General features: G+C 48.5%; 18 protein-coding genes. 9 read left to right on the top strand and 9 right to left on the bottom strand.

The features are described 5' to 3' along the window. Positions 1 to 2: 2 nt before the first annotated feature. The 6 genes from tssC to NX722_RS00320 all read right to left on the bottom strand — a co-directional run bounded on the left by tssC (position 3) and on the right by NX722_RS00320 (position 5,593). Positions 3 to 1,505, bottom strand: a complete 1,503-nt coding sequence (gene tssC / locus NX722_RS00345) for a type VI secretion system contractile sheath large subunit (protein ID WP_262566203.1) — start codon at positions 1,503 to 1,505, stop codon at positions 3 to 5. Then, complete coding sequence (tssB, locus tag NX722_RS00340; RefSeq protein ID WP_262566202.1) at positions 1,502 to 2,020, bottom strand: type VI secretion system contractile sheath small subunit; 519 nt, start codon at positions 2,018 to 2,020, stop codon at positions 1,502 to 1,504. Before tssB ends, tssC begins: the two co-directional genes overlap by 4 nt. A gap of 38 nt (positions 2,021 to 2,058) precedes the next feature. Next, positions 2,059 to 2,631, bottom strand: coding sequence for a type VI secretion system tube protein Hcp (locus NX722_RS00335; protein ID WP_262566201.1), 573 nt, complete (start codon positions 2,629 to 2,631; stop codon positions 2,059 to 2,061). A 302-nt stretch (positions 2,632 to 2,933) separates the two neighbouring features. After that, a complete protein-coding gene (locus NX722_RS00330; RefSeq protein ID WP_262566200.1) occupies positions 2,934 to 3,485 on the bottom strand; it encodes a type VI secretion system tube protein Hcp in 552 nt (183 codons plus the stop codon). A 36-nt stretch (positions 3,486 to 3,521) separates the two neighbouring features. Further along, positions 3,522 to 5,048 carry a type VI secretion system protein TssA gene (locus NX722_RS00325; RefSeq protein ID WP_262566199.1) on the bottom strand — a complete coding sequence of 509 codons (1,527 nt, stop codon included), beginning with the start codon at positions 5,046 to 5,048 and terminating at the stop codon, positions 3,522 to 3,524. Between the two features lie 128 nt (positions 5,049 to 5,176). Then, positions 5,177 to 5,593: a VOC family protein gene (locus NX722_RS00320; RefSeq protein WP_262566198.1), complete on the bottom strand. Its 417-nt coding sequence runs from the start codon at positions 5,591 to 5,593 to the stop codon at positions 5,177 to 5,179. 124 nt (positions 5,594 to 5,717) lie between these two features. Here NX722_RS00320 and NX722_RS00315 point away from each other — a divergent pair, with 124 nt between their 5' ends. After that, positions 5,718 to 6,467: an AAA family ATPase gene (locus NX722_RS00315; RefSeq protein WP_262566197.1), complete on the top strand. Its 750-nt coding sequence runs from the start codon at positions 5,718 to 5,720 to the stop codon at positions 6,465 to 6,467. A 124-nt stretch (positions 6,468 to 6,591) separates the two neighbouring features. Here the strand turns inward: NX722_RS00315 and NX722_RS00310 are convergent, their stop codons facing one another. Continuing rightward, on the bottom strand, positions 6,592 to 6,795 hold the full coding sequence (locus NX722_RS00310; protein ID WP_262566196.1) for a hypothetical protein: 204 nt from the start codon (positions 6,793 to 6,795) through the stop codon (positions 6,592 to 6,594). A gap of 118 nt (positions 6,796 to 6,913) precedes the next feature. On the opposite strand from NX722_RS00310, the gene NX722_RS00305 reads away from it, so the two are divergent. After that, positions 6,914 to 7,675, top strand: a complete 762-nt coding sequence (locus tag NX722_RS00305; RefSeq protein WP_262566195.1) for a hypothetical protein — start codon at positions 6,914 to 6,916, stop codon at positions 7,673 to 7,675. 334 nt (positions 7,676 to 8,009) lie between these two features. Beyond that, positions 8,010 to 8,969 (top strand): DMT family transporter, encoded by a 960-nt coding sequence (locus NX722_RS00300; protein WP_262566194.1) that lies wholly within the window; start codon positions 8,010 to 8,012, stop codon positions 8,967 to 8,969. Between the two features lie 90 nt (positions 8,970 to 9,059). Here NX722_RS00300 and NX722_RS00295 read toward each other — a convergent pair whose 3' ends face one another. Then, positions 9,060 to 9,704: a ChrR family anti-sigma-E factor gene (locus tag NX722_RS00295; protein ID WP_262566193.1), complete on the bottom strand. Its 645-nt coding sequence runs from the start codon at positions 9,702 to 9,704 to the stop codon at positions 9,060 to 9,062. 10 nt (positions 9,705 to 9,714) lie between these two features. Next, a complete protein-coding gene (locus NX722_RS00290; protein ID WP_262566192.1) occupies positions 9,715 to 10,287 on the bottom strand; it encodes a sigma-70 family RNA polymerase sigma factor in 573 nt (190 codons plus the stop codon). Between the two features lie 107 nt (positions 10,288 to 10,394). Between NX722_RS00290 and NX722_RS00285 the strand changes: the two genes are divergently transcribed. From NX722_RS00285 to NX722_RS00260, 6 genes are all read left to right on the top strand, one after another. Further along, on the top strand, positions 10,395 to 10,658 hold the full coding sequence (locus tag NX722_RS00285) for a DUF3955 domain-containing protein (protein ID WP_262566191.1): 264 nt from the start codon (positions 10,395 to 10,397) through the stop codon (positions 10,656 to 10,658). A gap of 68 nt (positions 10,659 to 10,726) precedes the next feature. Then, on the top strand, positions 10,727 to 12,121 hold the full coding sequence (locus NX722_RS00280; RefSeq protein WP_262566190.1) for an NAD(P)/FAD-dependent oxidoreductase: 1,395 nt from the start codon (positions 10,727 to 10,729) through the stop codon (positions 12,119 to 12,121). After that, a complete protein-coding gene (locus NX722_RS00275; protein ID WP_262566189.1) occupies positions 12,118 to 12,963 on the top strand; it encodes a DUF1365 domain-containing protein in 846 nt (281 codons plus the stop codon). The genes NX722_RS00280 and NX722_RS00275 overlap by 4 nt, the downstream gene beginning before the upstream one ends. After that, on the top strand, positions 12,963 to 14,216 hold the full coding sequence (locus NX722_RS00270; RefSeq protein WP_262566188.1) for an SAM-dependent methyltransferase: 1,254 nt from the start codon (positions 12,963 to 12,965) through the stop codon (positions 14,214 to 14,216). The genes NX722_RS00275 and NX722_RS00270 overlap by 1 nt, the downstream gene beginning before the upstream one ends. Further along, positions 14,213 to 14,773 (top strand): DUF3833 domain-containing protein, encoded by a 561-nt coding sequence (locus NX722_RS00265; RefSeq protein ID WP_262566187.1) that lies wholly within the window; start codon positions 14,213 to 14,215, stop codon positions 14,771 to 14,773. Before NX722_RS00270 ends, NX722_RS00265 begins: the two co-directional genes overlap by 4 nt. 25 nt (positions 14,774 to 14,798) lie before the next feature. After that, positions 14,799 to 15,563, top strand: a complete 765-nt coding sequence (locus tag NX722_RS00260) for an SDR family NAD(P)-dependent oxidoreductase (RefSeq protein ID WP_262566186.1) — start codon at positions 14,799 to 14,801, stop codon at positions 15,561 to 15,563. Positions 15,564 to 15,594 lie beyond the last annotated feature (31 nt).

Here is a 15,594-nt window from a genome sequence, read left to right as displayed (position 1 = left end):
TCTCACCCACCGCCACCACCTCCCGGAATATTCGCAACCATGCGCAGCGATGTAGTCAGCTCTTCCATCTGCAGCCAGGGGCGCAGGTAGGCAATCGCTGAATAACAGCCCGGCCGCCCGGCCTGCTCTTCAACTTTAATGCTTGATTCCCGCAGTGGTGTTTCGGCTCGTGCCTCATTACCCGCCGCATTAGGATTGGTGTATTCGCCAATCCATGTCGACAGGTATTTTTCTACATCTGCAGGCTGCATAGCAGAGCCAATCTGATCCCGCCCCATGACTTTCAGGTAGTGGGCGATGCGGGAACTGGCCATAATGTAGGGCAGGCGGGCAGAAATGGCAGCATTGGCCGTGGAGTCTTTGTCAAGATATACTTTGGCTCTTTGCAGAGTTTGCGCCCCAATAAAGACACCGTAGTTACCATTTTTATAATGAACTAATGGCAGGAGCCCCAGATCTGAGATTTCTTTCTCACGCTCATCGGTCAGATTGACCTGCGTTGGACACTGTTGCACCAGATCCCCCGCTTCTGACGTGTAAGTGTAATTTGGCAAACCCTCAACCTTCCCTCCATTTTCCAGCCCCCGAATGCTGGTACACCAACCAAAGGCAGTAAACGCATTATTAATCAGTAATCCCATATCATAGACGGCATTGCTCCAGGTAAAGTCGTCAATAGACGATGGTCGTCGCTGTCCATCCGCCGACTTCGGAAACTCTTCATAGTTAAAAGTTTTTACCGAACGTCCCCCTGTGCCATAAGGAGTTCGTGCCAGTGTTTTGGGCATGGTCAGAGCCACATAACGGGAATCATCACTGTCTCTGAAGCCGTTCCAGCTGGCGTAAACGGGCGATTCAAAACCCGAAGCCACCGGTCTGCCTTCACTAAACGCTTCGAAGCTGCTGAACCCAAAAAGGGAAGGGCTTGCCGAACCGATAAATGGCGCATGGGAAGCAGCTGCTACAGTCCCAAGATAACGCAGCAAGGCAACATTTTCGTCATTATGATCAAACGCGTAGTCACCCAGCAGTACACCATAAGGCTCACCTCCCGCTGTACCAAATTCACTCTGGTAAACCAGGTTAAAAAGACGACTGCGGTCAATGGAAGGTGCATCTTCAAACTGCTCTATCAACTCCTCACGAGTAATGTCCAGCACGCGAATTTTCAACTGAGTACCTAACTCACTGTTCTGTACCAGCTTGCTGATTCCGCGCCACGAACCTTCCAGCTTCTGAAACTCTGGCTTATGCATAATTTCCGACAACTGCATTGACATTCGCTCATCCATTAAGTTGACGGCTTCTTGAATGGTTTTTTGCAGGCTCTTGCTCCATGTCACCGTACCGGATAACGCTTGCTGAGTCAGCGTAGCAAGGAGTTCTTTGGTGGTATCCGGTGACGTCTGACTGGTTGCAGCAATAGCCCGGTCAAGGAAAGTAGCAGGAGCTTCCTGAGCCTCAGAACTCTCTGCGGCGGCAGTTTCGCCCTGTTGCTCACTCATGATTCTGCCTCCTCACCGTCAGGGCTGACACCAAGTTCTTCACAAAGGCTGTTCAGTGCTTCAGTACTTTGCAGTACTTCTTTCAGTAACTTTTCAAGGTCACGGGAGCGGTCGGCATGAGCCAGCAGTTCCCGCAACTGATTGCGCACCTCCATCAGCTTCGCTAACGGTTCGACTTGCTGAACCAGATTTTCAGGTTCAAAGTCTCGCATTGAACTAAAAAGCAGCTTGACGTTAAATTCACTGTCATCATCGGCCAGCTTGTTATTGACTCTCATATCCAGTTGTGGACCAATATTTGTCATCACGGTGTCGAAATTCTCCCTGTTGACATCAGTAAAGCTTCGAAAATCGACTTCCTCTTTCTGACTCTCAGGTTTGTCACCTGAAAATTCACCAATCACTCCAACAACAAAAGGTAACTCACGTTTTTCATAGGCTCCGTTCGTTTCGACATCGTAGGTAATGCTGACCCGGTTTTTACTGACTCGTTTGTGTTGAGTACTGAGGGGCATGAGCTACTCCTGCCTTATTTAATGAAAAATCAACGGTTTCATACTGCGTCGGGAGAGCTACTGCCACCACCGGTGATGGCATGAGACTCAGCCTCAGCGGTTGACAGGTTATAAATAACGTCGCCACCCGGTGACAGATCGCCGCCTTCGTCTTCACTCCAGTATTTAACCAAAATTCTGCTGTAAGCAAATGCATAACACTCGAAAGGTTTTGCCCCCTCAGCAATGTTAAGGTCGCATTCGATGACACGGGCTTTTTTTAACTGCACGTGAAGATAAACTTGAGCCCCCTTACCCTCCTCATCCGGTTTGGTAATGATAATATCGACGGTATCGCCCTTCTCACCCGGCACTAACATCCGTGACAGGATGATTTCAGAAGCACCATCCATCTCCTTGGTAAACGTAACTGGACTCAAGTGCATTTTCCCTGTGGACAGGTTCAGACCATTACCGATTTCCATGAGGATTTCGCGACCAACACGAAAGTTCAAAGAGCGAATAGTAAAATAGTTGTCTTTGCCGCCCTTGTCGCCCCCGGTTAATAGAGCGGTGGCCCCCTTTCCTTTTTTAATTTTGAGATCCCCTAGCTTCATAAACATATTAGCCATGACGTATTTCCTCCGGTGGTCAGTGCGTTAGCACTGACCAGAAAAGATCATCCAGATAAGTAATCAACCCCTTTTCCGAGCTTGATTCTGATTGTGACGACTCTTCGTCTGCAGATGCTGATGGCATGGTTAGCACAGGCTCCGCTCGTTTCGACATCGCAGGAAATGCTGCCCCTGTTTTTACTGACTCGTTTATGTTGAGTACTGAGGGGCATGAGCTGCTCCTGCCTTCTGTAATGAAAAATCAGCTATTTCATGCTGCGGGGGCACCACCACCCTGCTGGATGGCATGAGATATAGCTTTAGCCACTCTGCTGGATGGCATGAGACATAGCTTTAGCGGTTGGCAGATCAAAAGTAACGTCGCCACCCGGTTGCAGAGCGCCGCCTTCGTCCTCATTCCAGTGTTTAATCAAAATTCTGCTGTAAGCCAGTGCATAACACTCGAAAGGTCTTGCCCCCTCAGCAATGTTAATGTCGGCTTCGCAGACACGGGCGTGTTTTAACTGGATGTGAAGATAAACTTCAGCCCCCCCACCCTTCCGGTCCGGTTTGGTAATGACAATATCGACGGTATCGCCATATTTACCCGGCACTAATATCCGTGACAGGATGACTTCAGAAGCACCATCCATCTCCTTGGTAACCGTAATTTGACTCATCGATGCTATCCCATTGTCCTGGTTGTTAGCATCACCGACTTCCATGTCGACATCGCGAGTAACACGCCAGTTCATAGAGCGAATTCCAAAATAGTCAGACTTTTTGTTCTTGTCGCCACCAGTTATTAGAGCGGTGGCCCCTTTTCCTTTTTTAATTTTGAGATTCCCTAGCTTCATAAACATATTAGCCATGATGTATTTCCTCCGTTGTCAGTGCGTTAGCACTGATCAGAAAAGCTCATCCAGATTACTAATCACCACATTTTCAGAGCCTGGTTCTGATTGTGACGATTCTTCGTCAGCAGATTCTGATGCCTGAGCCTTATCATCATCAACGTCAGAGCCAGAGCCAGAGCCAGAGCCAGAGTCAGAGTCAGAGTCAGAGTCAGAGTCAGGCAAGTTTGCAATAGTCATATCGGGCATTGTTGTTGTCTCTGGCTCAGTCTCTGCTGATGGCTTAGTTGGCACAGGCTCAATGGGTTCAGGTGTACTGATCAGTTCAGGAGCACTGATTATTTCAGGACCAGTGGTCATTTCCTCTTCCTGCGTGGCCAGTATGGAATCCAGAGACATTTCCGGTTTACCCGGAATAGACTTTTTGGCAGTCATGTTCATACCTGTCAGATCAGTAACTCTCCCCAGAAGTGCCTCATTCCCCTGAAGTAATTCATGCATTAAATCCGGTAGAGGGGTGTAACCCCAGCGAATAGTTTTCTCCAGTAAATACGACACCGGACTTTGAGGTTCTGTCTTCTGGAAAAAATCCGCCAGACTGCGCAACTGATGAAATGCCTGATTCCGCCCAAAGCCCGGTGCCAGAGTGCTGTCGATTCCGCTACCATTGCCATTTACTCCGGATTCAGCATCAGAATCCGACAAACCTACTGTTAAGGTAGCTTCTTTCTCAGAAATTTCTTGCTCCGATTCAAGCGCTTTTCGGGCATCCAGTGGCCATGGCTCAATAATTCCGTTTGTCAGGTTTTGCATGGCGTTCAGGTTGGCATCCATTTGCTTTCTGAAAAAACGACTACCCGGTGCAGCCATATTCAGTTCGCCAAAACAGGACTGCAGCGTTTTATCCAGTGCGTCCAGCGCATCAATCACATCCTGCATGCTATTGATGCGCTTAACGATTTCATCTTCACTATTGAGAATGTCTGAAGGCGACTCCTGAAGCTGTTTGACAAGTTCAGCCTCGTCCCGTTGATAACGGACATAATCAATGTCTCCAATCAGCGGCAGCATACGCAGGGGGACGGCTATCTGACAGCTGTCTTCTGATTCACCAAACAACAGTTTCAGCGGCCGCGACTGTAGTTCAGCGCGCTCCCTGGCTATCCCCTGCTCGTCACTGGAGTGGATTTTTTCATCCGGCAGCAGGGGCTGAACAGCAGGCCAGAAGGTCTGGACAACCTGCTCTAAAAAATTCAGTACACGAGCCAGACGAATGTATGGCTGATCAGAAAAGAGCTGTGCCATAGCCAGCCAGACAAGGCATTCAAGATCCCGGGAGTTGGTCTGGAGAATATCCAGCAGCATAGTTTCCAGTTCTGACCAGTTTTCCTGATTGACAATCAGTAATTCTTCCAGCTCAGAAGGGTCAGGATTCAGTGACAGCTTATGCAAGCTGGTCTGGGCAACGTTGTAAACGTTGCGCAGTGGACGATAGAGTTGCCGGTTGGATTTCAGGTATTCACCGGCAGGGTGGTCTTCTGATACCGGCGAGCATAATACACCGGCAAGTTCCTCAGACATCAAGCCATACATGGTGGGTATTTCACGTGCTGGTTTTAATCTGTAGATTAGACGCTTTGAGGAAAATTTGCCTGTCGCTGATAATAAAACAATCAACTATCCACGACAGGCTTATTATTAAACAGTTATTAAGCGTTAGTCACCGCCAGCCCAACCTCCTGACCATACGACAGTTCAAGGTTATGTCCGTCCGGATCTTTGATAAAAGCCCAATAGCCAGCAGGGTAACCCGAGTCTACTGGCTCTCGTACCAGAATATTGGCTTTACGAGCGCGGTCGCACAGTTTATCCAGCGTCTCCCGCGACTCACAACCGACGCCAAGGTGCGCGAAAGGCCCCAAAGCCGGTGCAGGATGGTTTGATTCGATTAACACAATAACAAAGGGTCTGGTTTGATCTGACAACCAGACCACGTGGGTAGATTCTGGTTCAATGCCACGTTCATGAACCACTCTCATATTGGCGTATTCACCATAGAACTGGACACTGGCGTCAATGTTCTTAGACGTCAGTGCGATATGGGTCAGCCCGACATCTCTGTTCATCCGATGTACCTCCTCTGTCAAGCGGGACATTATTTTTTTCATTTAACCATACTGGGTATTTCCATTTTCGGCTATAACTGCTGCTCATGTTTATCGTCAGCTAATTGAGCAAAGAGAACAACTAATGGAAACATTACCCTACCTGAGGGAAATTTCTCTAAAAAGCGAGAAAATTGAACATTGGAACCATTACCCTTTCACCATTCCGGCAATCCGGAGTATTGATCACCTGCCGTTTTCACCGGAAGTGACTTTTTTTATTGGTGAAAACGGCAGTGGAAAGTCGACTCTGCTGGAAGCTATTGCCGTCGCCATGGGTTTTAACCCCGAGGGTGGCACAAAAAACTTTAACTTTGGCACCCGTGAGTCCCACTCTGCCCTGCACCAGTTTTTAAGGCTGGTTAAATCGATCCGAAAGCCCGCAGACGGTTTTTTTCTCAGGGCCGAAAGCTTTTTTAATGTCGCGACTAACATTGAGCAGTTAGACAATGAAGGCGGAGGTCCGCCGATTATAGATGCCTATGGCGGTATCTCACTCCACGAGCAGTCCCATGGAGAATCATTTCTATCGCTGGTACTCAACCGGTTCCGGGGTAACGGCCTGTATATTCTTGATGAGCCGGAAGCGGCTCTTTCACCAGCCAGACAGCTAACGGTTCTGTCCCGGATGAATCAACTGGTACAGAAAAAGTCACAGTTTATTATTGCCACCCATTCCCCCCTGTTAATGGCTTACCCCGGAGCGTTGATTTATCATTTCACTGGTTCAGGCATTGAGTCGGTTAACTATGAGGAAACCGAACATTACCAGATAACCCGGTCGTTTCTTGCTAACCCTGACAGAATGTTGCGGGAACTGTTTGAAGACGATTAACACTTCAGCTTTCCACATAATCGCGGACTCAAGAGAAACGGCTCCCAAACAACCCATTGCATCAGGGCCAGGCACCTGACAAAAAAAATCACTTAACTCTGTTTATTAGGCTTAACTATCTTTGTCAATCAGCAGAGTTGTGAATCATGAACAAACGAGCTGCGTATTCAGCGTCCATTTTATTGTTTACTTTGCCTTTGTCCCAATACCCGAACCAGGCTCTGGGCAGTGGAATATCAACGTCCCGTTCGATACCCCAAAGCAGTACATCTATACACTCTTCAATACACTCTTCACCTTCTCGTACCCCACGGTTCGACTCTAACACAACGTCTCTAACACAACTTGCACCTTCTACTGTCTCCACAATATTAGTTAACCGCACCTACGCTACAGCATTGATCAAACCTGCCAGCTCTTCAGCATTTTCACCGGAAATAAACAGTGTGACCACAATCACCCCAAGGCCGCCTGACTTATACTCACCTCCGTTGATTTTAAGTTCGGAAGTTTACGCCGGTGGCCCGGCTGAGAGAACTGCCCTGTATGTCGACACCGAAAAATTAAGCCTGCAGTGCAGTGGCAGTACCCCCGCCCCTACCAGTGCAGCCAATAGATTATGGCGTTCTTCATACCCATACATGGTATCAGCGGCACTCTGGTATACCGCAGGGTATAAAATAGCCATCCCTGCTTTCATCCTGCAAAATTTTGTGAATTACGCTCTTGCCAAAGAAGACTCTGCGGGCGAAAACAGCTTTCCGGTTACCGAAATTAAATATGAATATGGAAAGATGACCGTCACCTCTCTTATCAATGCAGGTCGAATACCAACCGATGCCACCGCATGGAGAATGCGTCGAAACGAACAACTAAGCACCAGAAGCAGTCCAAAAGTGAGCTTTGAACTATACGATAAAAGCAATCCCGGAAACTGCAGCAAATTCTGCCTTACATCTTTTAGAGATAAATCCATTGCAATAACACCCTGCATTCCCGAAAGTGACCCAAGACTGAAAAACTCCGGACAAGTGTTCACCGTCGGCTTTTATGGCAGTAGACAGCATCTTGCAACAGATGGGAACACCCGAATTATTGATACCGGCAAGGAAAAATCTGCTTACTACACGGTAAGCAATACTGACAAGCCATGGATTAAATGCTCCCCACCCTGGAACAAATTTATGACCTGCGTTACCAATAAATAATTTTAGTTGTTATTAAACGGCAATGATCATTTTTCCAAATCACATCATTGCCGTTTTTTCTGTCCGCGCCAGTTAATGTTATCACCTACCGTGTCACCACCTATTGTGTCAGATACCCACATTGTGTCAGATACCCACAAATTTATAGTTAATCATCAAATCCTCTGATCAATATCAGTAAAACATTCAATTTAACTGATAAGGTCACTCACAATACAATGCTGCCAATGATTTGTTAATGCTCCGCCAGCTAAGGTTTCCATGCTCTTACAATCGACTTTGAATTCCCTACGGAAACTGCCGCTGACGTATTTTGAGGCTGACTGAATTTTAAATGAAAAAAAACATAAGGCGCTGGATGCCTGAAGGGCTGAGGTACATGCTGGTGTCATCACTGGCATTTACCCTGATGTCGAGCTGTGTAAAGCTGGTTAACACCTACAATATTCCGGTTCTCCAGATTGTTGCTGCGCGGGCTTTTATCTCACTGTTGCTGAGTTATGCGGATATAAAGAGAAAAGGCATTTCACCATGGGGCAATAACAGGGTGCTTCTCACCCTGAGGGGAGTCTCCGGCGTTCTTGCCCTTATGTGTATTTATTACGCATTGACCATTCTGCCGCTGGCTGAAGCCAATATTCTTCAGAACCTGACGCCTATTTTCACCGCAGTGTTAGCCATTCTGGTGCTTGGAGAGAAGATTCATCGCTCAACGGTTCTCTGTATTTTCCTGTCGTTCCTGGGACTGATCATCACGGTAAAACCGGGGCTTCTGGTGGGCAGCGCCAATGACCTGCCAGCGATTGGCGTCATTGCGGCACTGGCAGGGGCAGCAGGCAGCGCCATTGCCTATGTTATTGTGAAAAAACTGAGTGTCAGCGAAGACAGTTCTGTCATTATCTTTTATTTTCCCATGGTCGCCTTACCGGTCTCTCTGGCACTGCTTGGGAAAGATATTGTACTGCCAGACATGGAAGCCTTGGTGCTCCTGATTATGGTCGGGTTGCTGACCCAGGTGTTACAGATTTACCTGACCCGAGCCATGCAGGTAGAAGCTGCCAACAAAGTAACTGCCTACTCTTATATTCAGATTATTTTTTCCATGATACTGGGCGGATTATTTTTTAATGAAATACCATCCGTATGGACATGGCTGGGCGGAAGCCTGATTGTGGCAGGCGCCCTGATTAATGTGATTGGACATTCTCATTCTGTAAAAGAGCAATCTGAAAAAAGCACCCGGGACTCTCAGAAGTCAGGTCATCGTGTCTCTCTTGAGTCTCGTTCTGTCTGATTTTTAAGTGGACAAAAAAAACTCCAGACACAGTAGCTACGGTTCTTACAAGCCACTGTGCTGGAGGAGATTGTGCATCCATTCACCGCTTCAAAGATCAAAGAAAGGCTGCAGCAGTCGTGGGATCAGTCCGGTGAATCTCAACGGAGCATCCGTTGCTATCAGACAGATGCAGTCTTCGTGGGTATCGACTATTGGCTGATGGCTGACGTCACCGTCAAGGTCAGCCACGTCACCGGCACAGAACCGCCCTAGTTCATCACTGTATGAACCCTGCAATACCAGGGTCAGCTCTGAACCGGAATGACTGTGTTTGGGCATGTAGGTACCGGGGGCAATTTTCAGCAGTCGCAACTTGCCTGCAGAGGCAGGAATAATGAACTGCTTCATACCCGGTGCCAGCGTTCGCCAGTGCAGCCTGTGAAGGTCTTCCCCCAACATGGGTTGCAACGGCGCCGGAATGCTACCCGTATCCGCTCTGAATACAGGCTGTGAAGGTTCTGGATCAATACCGTCAAGCAGGGCCAGCATCTGACTCCGGCTACCTTCCGACATAGGAACAGGCTCCAGCTGTTCCAGCAACGAGCGTCCAACGTCCTCAGCCTCAGAAACCATTTTACGACAGTGTTCACAGCTGGACAGGTGACAGACTATGACCATGGCGCTGGGTTCCGGCAGACTGCCCGCAGCATAACTCATCAGAGAGCTGGGATCAGGATGATGTGTTGCGGTCATGATTCCCCTCCTATTGTCCCTGGCCAATCTTTTTACGCAATTTACCGAAGGCCAGGCGCAGGCCTGATTTCACACTACCTAATGGAATATCCATATCATCTGCAATTTCCCGATGCGACTTTCCTTCAAAGTACACTTTGTAAACCAGTTGTGACTGCTGGTGAGGCAGGCTGTTGATCGCCTGAATAAGCTTATCGGAATCTGCAGAAGCATGACTGGGCTCAAACCCCATTTCCGGATAGACATCCATCTGAACCGTAAAGCCCGGTTTTTCTTTACGCATCCGGTCTATCCAAAGGTTGCGTGCAATCCTGAAAATCCAGGTGGATGCCGTGGCTTTATCCGGGTTGTAGCTGGCACAGTGCCGCCAGACTGACAGCATGGCTTCCTGAACCAGCTCTTCCGCCATTTCCCCATGAGCCCCTTTGCGGATCAGGTGGTTTTTCAGACGGGGAGCGAAGTAGTCATACAGATGCACAAACAGCTGCCTGTCCCGGTATTTTGCCAGATCAACCAGGTTCTGCCTTAGTGCTTCCGGAGTTGTGTTGTCTGATTCCATATTGTTTTTGTACGCAGTAGCCATTAACATCGTGCTGTCAGTCACACTATTGTAAACTCTTGTTGTACGGGGTCAGAAAACTTTCGGATTATTAAATCTGTACTATAAATTCTACACAGACAAGCTGATTTATGACTGAATTACCCTATTCAAAATCACCCCGACATGAAAATAAAGTTTCTACATATTTTTTTTATGCTGGCCTGCTGTTTATTACTGCGGGAGCCTGCTGTCTTTGGCTCGAAAAACGGTTTTATCAGTACGTTGATCAAGATGGCTGGCTACATGAAAGCCTGTTCATGCCACTGGGCGTATTCAGCCTTCTGCTGGGCTTTGCTGCCCTCTTCTTATTTTCAGTTCTCAAAATAATGGTATTCATTAAAGTACGTCGTTGATCCACTCATTCAGGAGGCTCGTAGAAGCGTTATCAAACTGCACATCTTCTTCTTCCGGATGGAACCTAATGAAAAACCATGGACTCAACATTGCTGTTATCGGTTCAGGCATCAGCGGTTTATCCGCTGCATGGCTGCTGTCCAGACAACACAATGTCACCCTGTTTGAAAAAGACGACCGCTTTGGTGGTCACAGCCATACAGTTTGTGTTGAAGACAGCAATCAGTCTACTCCGGTAGACACTGGCTTTATTGTTTTTAACGACACTACCTATCCGAACCTGACCGCCTTTTTTAAGCATCTGGACGTCGATGTTATCAACACCGATATGTCCTTTGCCGTGTCCATGACTCATTCAATCAACAAAAGCAAAGTCGAATATTCAGGTTCTGGTCTCAACGGTGTGTTTGCCCAAAGGCTTAATGCCCTGAAACCCGGCTTCTGGAGAATGCTGGTGGATGTGCTGAGGTTCTACCGGGCAAGCCGTGAATGGCAAACGACCCTGGATCCTTCAACCACCCTGCGTGAACTGTTGTCACGCCACGCATACTGCCGAAAGTTTATTGACGAACACCTGCTTCCCATGGGAGCGGCCATCTGGTCAACCCCTGCTGACAAAATGCTGGACTTCCCGGCACTCGCATTTCTGCGATTCTGCGAAAATCATGGGCTATTACAACTCACCCATCGCCCCCAGTGGAAAACCGTAAAAGGCGGCAGTCGTGAATACGTCAGCAAAATCATCAGCCAGCTCGGCAACAGTACCGTTCAGAATTGCTGCATCCGCAAAGTCAAACGTTATCCGGACAAAGTGGTTATCAGCAACCTTCAGGGAACAGAATGGCAGTTTGACCATGTGGTAATGGCATGCCATGCAGACACAACCCTTCAGCTGCTCAGCGAACCTGACGAGCTGGAACAACTGTTGCTGGGTGCCTTTACCTTTCAGCGCAATACCGCCGTATTGCACAGCGATGCGCGCTTTATGCCGGAAAACAAAAGAGCCTGGGCCTCCTGGAACTACCTGAGTACAAAAACCAACCATCACCAGGGGCCGTCTGTGACTTACTGGATGAACCGGCTGCAACACCTTGATGGCAAAGACCTGTTTGTCACCCTTAATCCGGGGTTTGATGTTGACCGTTCATTGATTCACGGCAGCTATCTTTATGACCATCCGGTTTTTACCAGAGCTGCCATCGAAGCCCAGCAACGCCTCTGGGAACTGCAGGGGCGACAGCGCACATGGTTCTGCGGCGCCTGGTTTGGCTATGGCTTCCATGAAGACGGATTGCAGTCTGGCCTTGCGGTTGCAGAAGCCCTGGGCGGCCTGAAGCGTCCGTGGTCCGTGGCCGGGGAAAACCATCGTCTGGTATTGCCGGAATCTTTCGGAACCGGTGAGTCAGAGACAGCTTCTGATAACAGACAGGTGTCTACTCACAAAACAGAGAGTGTTGTATGAAATCAGCCGTTTACTGGGGAAGTCTGATGCACAACCGGATTCGCCCCAAAAAACACCGTTTTCGCTATCGTATGGCGTCCTGGCTGGTCAATCTGGATGAGTTGCAGCAGCTGGATCAATGTTTATGGTTGTTTTCCTTTAATGCCTTCAACCTCATCGCCTTTCATACCAGAGATTATGGTGATGGCTCCTGTCGATGTCTGAAACAGCAGGTCAATGAACTGCTCTGTGAGAACAACATAGCGGCTGCGGACCAAGTCGAGCTGATGTGTTCACCCAGAATACTGGGTTATGTGTTTAACCCTCTGTCGGTTTATTTTTGTTATCGTAACGGGCAGCCGGTTGCTCTGGTCTACGAAGTTTCGAATACTTTTAGTGAACGACACTCTTATGTTATTCCTGTAACTGCTCAACCTGTAACTGCTCACCCTGTAACTGCTCACCCTGCAACTGCTCACCCTGAAAAGAGCGACGGGCAGGAGATTATTCACCAGACTGCCCGTAAACGATTGCATGTTTCGCCTTTCTTCCCGATGGACTGCCACTACCGTTTTCGTGTTCGCCGACCTGGCCAGACGCTTTCGCTGACAATTGAGCTTCTGGACAGCCAGGGCAAACTCTTTGCCGCTGTCTTTCAGGGAAAGAAAAAAGAATTGACCAATCAACGGATTCTGCTGCAACTCTGCCTGCTGCCCTGGCAAACCCTGAAAGTGACTGGCGCTATTCACTGGGAAGCCCTGAAGCTGTGGGCTAAAGGAATAAGGATCGTCAAACACCAGCCTGCAGAAGAACCTTATAGCTGGAGCTCCGGTGAATCCATAACAAGAAAGGGAGGTCGGTAATGAATACAGCGGAAAAAATGCCTTCAGGCACAAATAGAACCACCCCATCGCTATTGAGCCTGCCGCTGTGGTGGCTGAAGCGCAAACTGGAAAGCGCCGATATCAGTAAAATCATTCTCACTCTTAATTCCGGAGAAGAGTTCCACATCGGCACTGAAAAGAATGATGTTACGGTTGCCAGACTGACGCTGCACCGCCCACTGGCCTTTATGATGGCTTCGCAGGCAGGTATTACTGGTCTTGCAGAGTCGTATATATCCGGTGGCTGGAGTACCCCGGATCTTGTCGCCATCACAGACTGGGCTATGACCAATGAAAAGGCGCTGGACTCATTATTTGAGCCAAACTGGCTGAGCGGAAAAATTCAGAGGCTTATTCATTTATTAAACAACAATAGTCGTAAAGGAAGTAGAAAAAATATTGCTGCACACTACGACCTTGGCAATGATTTCTACCAGCCATGGCTGGACAACACCATGACCTACTCCAGTGCTTTGTTTCATCATGAGAATGAGTCTCTGGAGCAGGGGCAGCGCAATAAGTACCAACAGATACTAGACTGGCTGGACGTAAAGCCTGAACAGACGGTTCTGGAGATAGGCTGTGGCTGGGGCGGTTTTTCAAGCGCTCTGGCTGAGCGAACCGGCAGTTCTTATCATGGCATCACGCTGTCTACAGAACAGTTAGCTTATGCCCGGGCAACGTGTAAGTACGCTGGTCATCAGTTCAGCCTGACGGATTACCGGGATCTGTCCGGACAATTTGACTGTCTGGTGTCCATCGAAATGATTGAAGCCGTAGGTGAAAACCACTGGCCTGTCTATTTCCGGAAAGTATACGACAGTCTCAAGCCCGGAGGTATTGCCATACTTCAGGTCATTACTATTGATGACACACGGTTTGAAGACTACCGGAAAGGGGCAGACTTTATTCAGCGTTATATTTTTCCCGGCGGTATGCTACCCAGCCATCAGATCATGCAAAGCCAGATAGAGTCAGCCGGGCTTGAGATGGAAGACTCTATGGCGTTTGGTCAGGATTATGCCCGAACCCTGAATCTCTGGATGAAGCGATTTAAGGCCTGCTGGCCAGAGTTGAACCTTAAAGGTTTTGATCATCGCTTCTACAAACTGTGGAACTTCTATCTGGCGTATTGCGAAACCGGTTTTAAGTGCAAAAGCATCAATGTCCGCTTTTATAAAACCAGAAAACCCATGATCAGTGAATATCAATGTGATGGAGCAAGACTATGAGGAAATCGTTTCGTCAGCTGCTGGGACTGGTTTCAATGACCTGGCTGGCCGGGTGCAGCACCATAAAACCGGATGATTACGCAGGCACAACCCCCACTCTCAAGATTGAAGATTACTTTCAGGGGCATACGCTGGCCTGGGGTATGTTTCAGGATCGTTTTGGCAAAGTTCGCAATCGTTTTAAAGTCAATATGAACGGCACGGTAAAAGACGGTGTACTGATTCTTGATGAAGATTTTTCCTATGAAAATGGATCGACATCAAACCGGCGGTGGAAAATCAGGATTCTTGGCGACGGGCGATACGAAGGCACAGCAGGTGACGTTATCGGAGTGGCTAAGGGCAAAGCAGCGGGACATGCCTTTAACTGGAAATACAAGATCGATCTGCCCATCGGTGATAAAACATGGCGAGTGTCGTTTGATGACTGGCTGTTCCTTCAGGAAGATGGTGTGCTGATCAATGTAGCAACGGTTTCCAAATGGGGTATAACCCTTGGCAGACTGGTATTTGTCTTTGGTAAAGAAAAACCTTTGCAAAAAGCGTTCGAACCATGAACACCGCAAGCATGTAGCAATAACGATGAAAGCAACAAAAAGCAACGTTATCTGGATTACCGGTGCCAGCATGGGCATTGGCAAAGCCCTCGCCCTTGAGCTGGCAGACCAGGGACATACGGTGATCGCCAGCGCCCGCAGCCGGGACAAGCTATCGGCACTGGTTGAGGAATCCCGCCCCCTGCCGGGTGCGATTCATGCCTACCCTCTGGATGTGACCTGTCAGCAGTCTGTTAATGATGTGGTCACTGCCATTCAGAATGATTTCTCAACCATCGACCAGGCGGTGCTAAACGCTGGTACATTTTTACCCATGCCAGGCAGCCGGTTCAGTGCTGATGTCATTAAACAACAGTTTGACCTGAATGTGTTTGGAGTCAGCTACTGCCTTGAGGCACTGATCCCCGTCATGAAACAGCAAAAGCGCGGGTTGCTTGCCATCAATGCGTCACTGGCTGGTTATCGCGGGCTACCAAAGTCAGCGGCTTACGGTGCCACCAAAGCGGCATTGATCAATATGGCCGAATGCCTGAAGCTGGATCTTGACCCGTATGGTCTTGATGTCAAAGTCATTAATCCCGGCTTTGTAAAAACACCTCTGACTGACAAAAACGATTTCACTATGCCGTTCCTGATAGAGAGTAAACAGGCTGCCAGGCTCATCAGCAACGGGCTGGTCAGTCGTAAATTTGAAATACGTTTTCCTACCGTATTTGCAGGAATAATGGGCTTTCTGAAGCGCCTGCCTTACCGGTGTTACTTTGCACTGGTGAAAAGAGTCCGAATCTGAGACGGCATCTGGGGGAATGGCTTTCACTCGA

Source organism: Endozoicomonas gorgoniicola (assembly GCF_025562715.2).
GTDB lineage: Bacteria > Pseudomonadota > Gammaproteobacteria > Pseudomonadales > Endozoicomonadaceae > Endozoicomonas_A > Endozoicomonas_A gorgoniicola.
The sequence above is the reverse complement of the archived record's forward strand: the minus strand, read 5'-3'. Positions and strand labels throughout refer to the sequence as shown.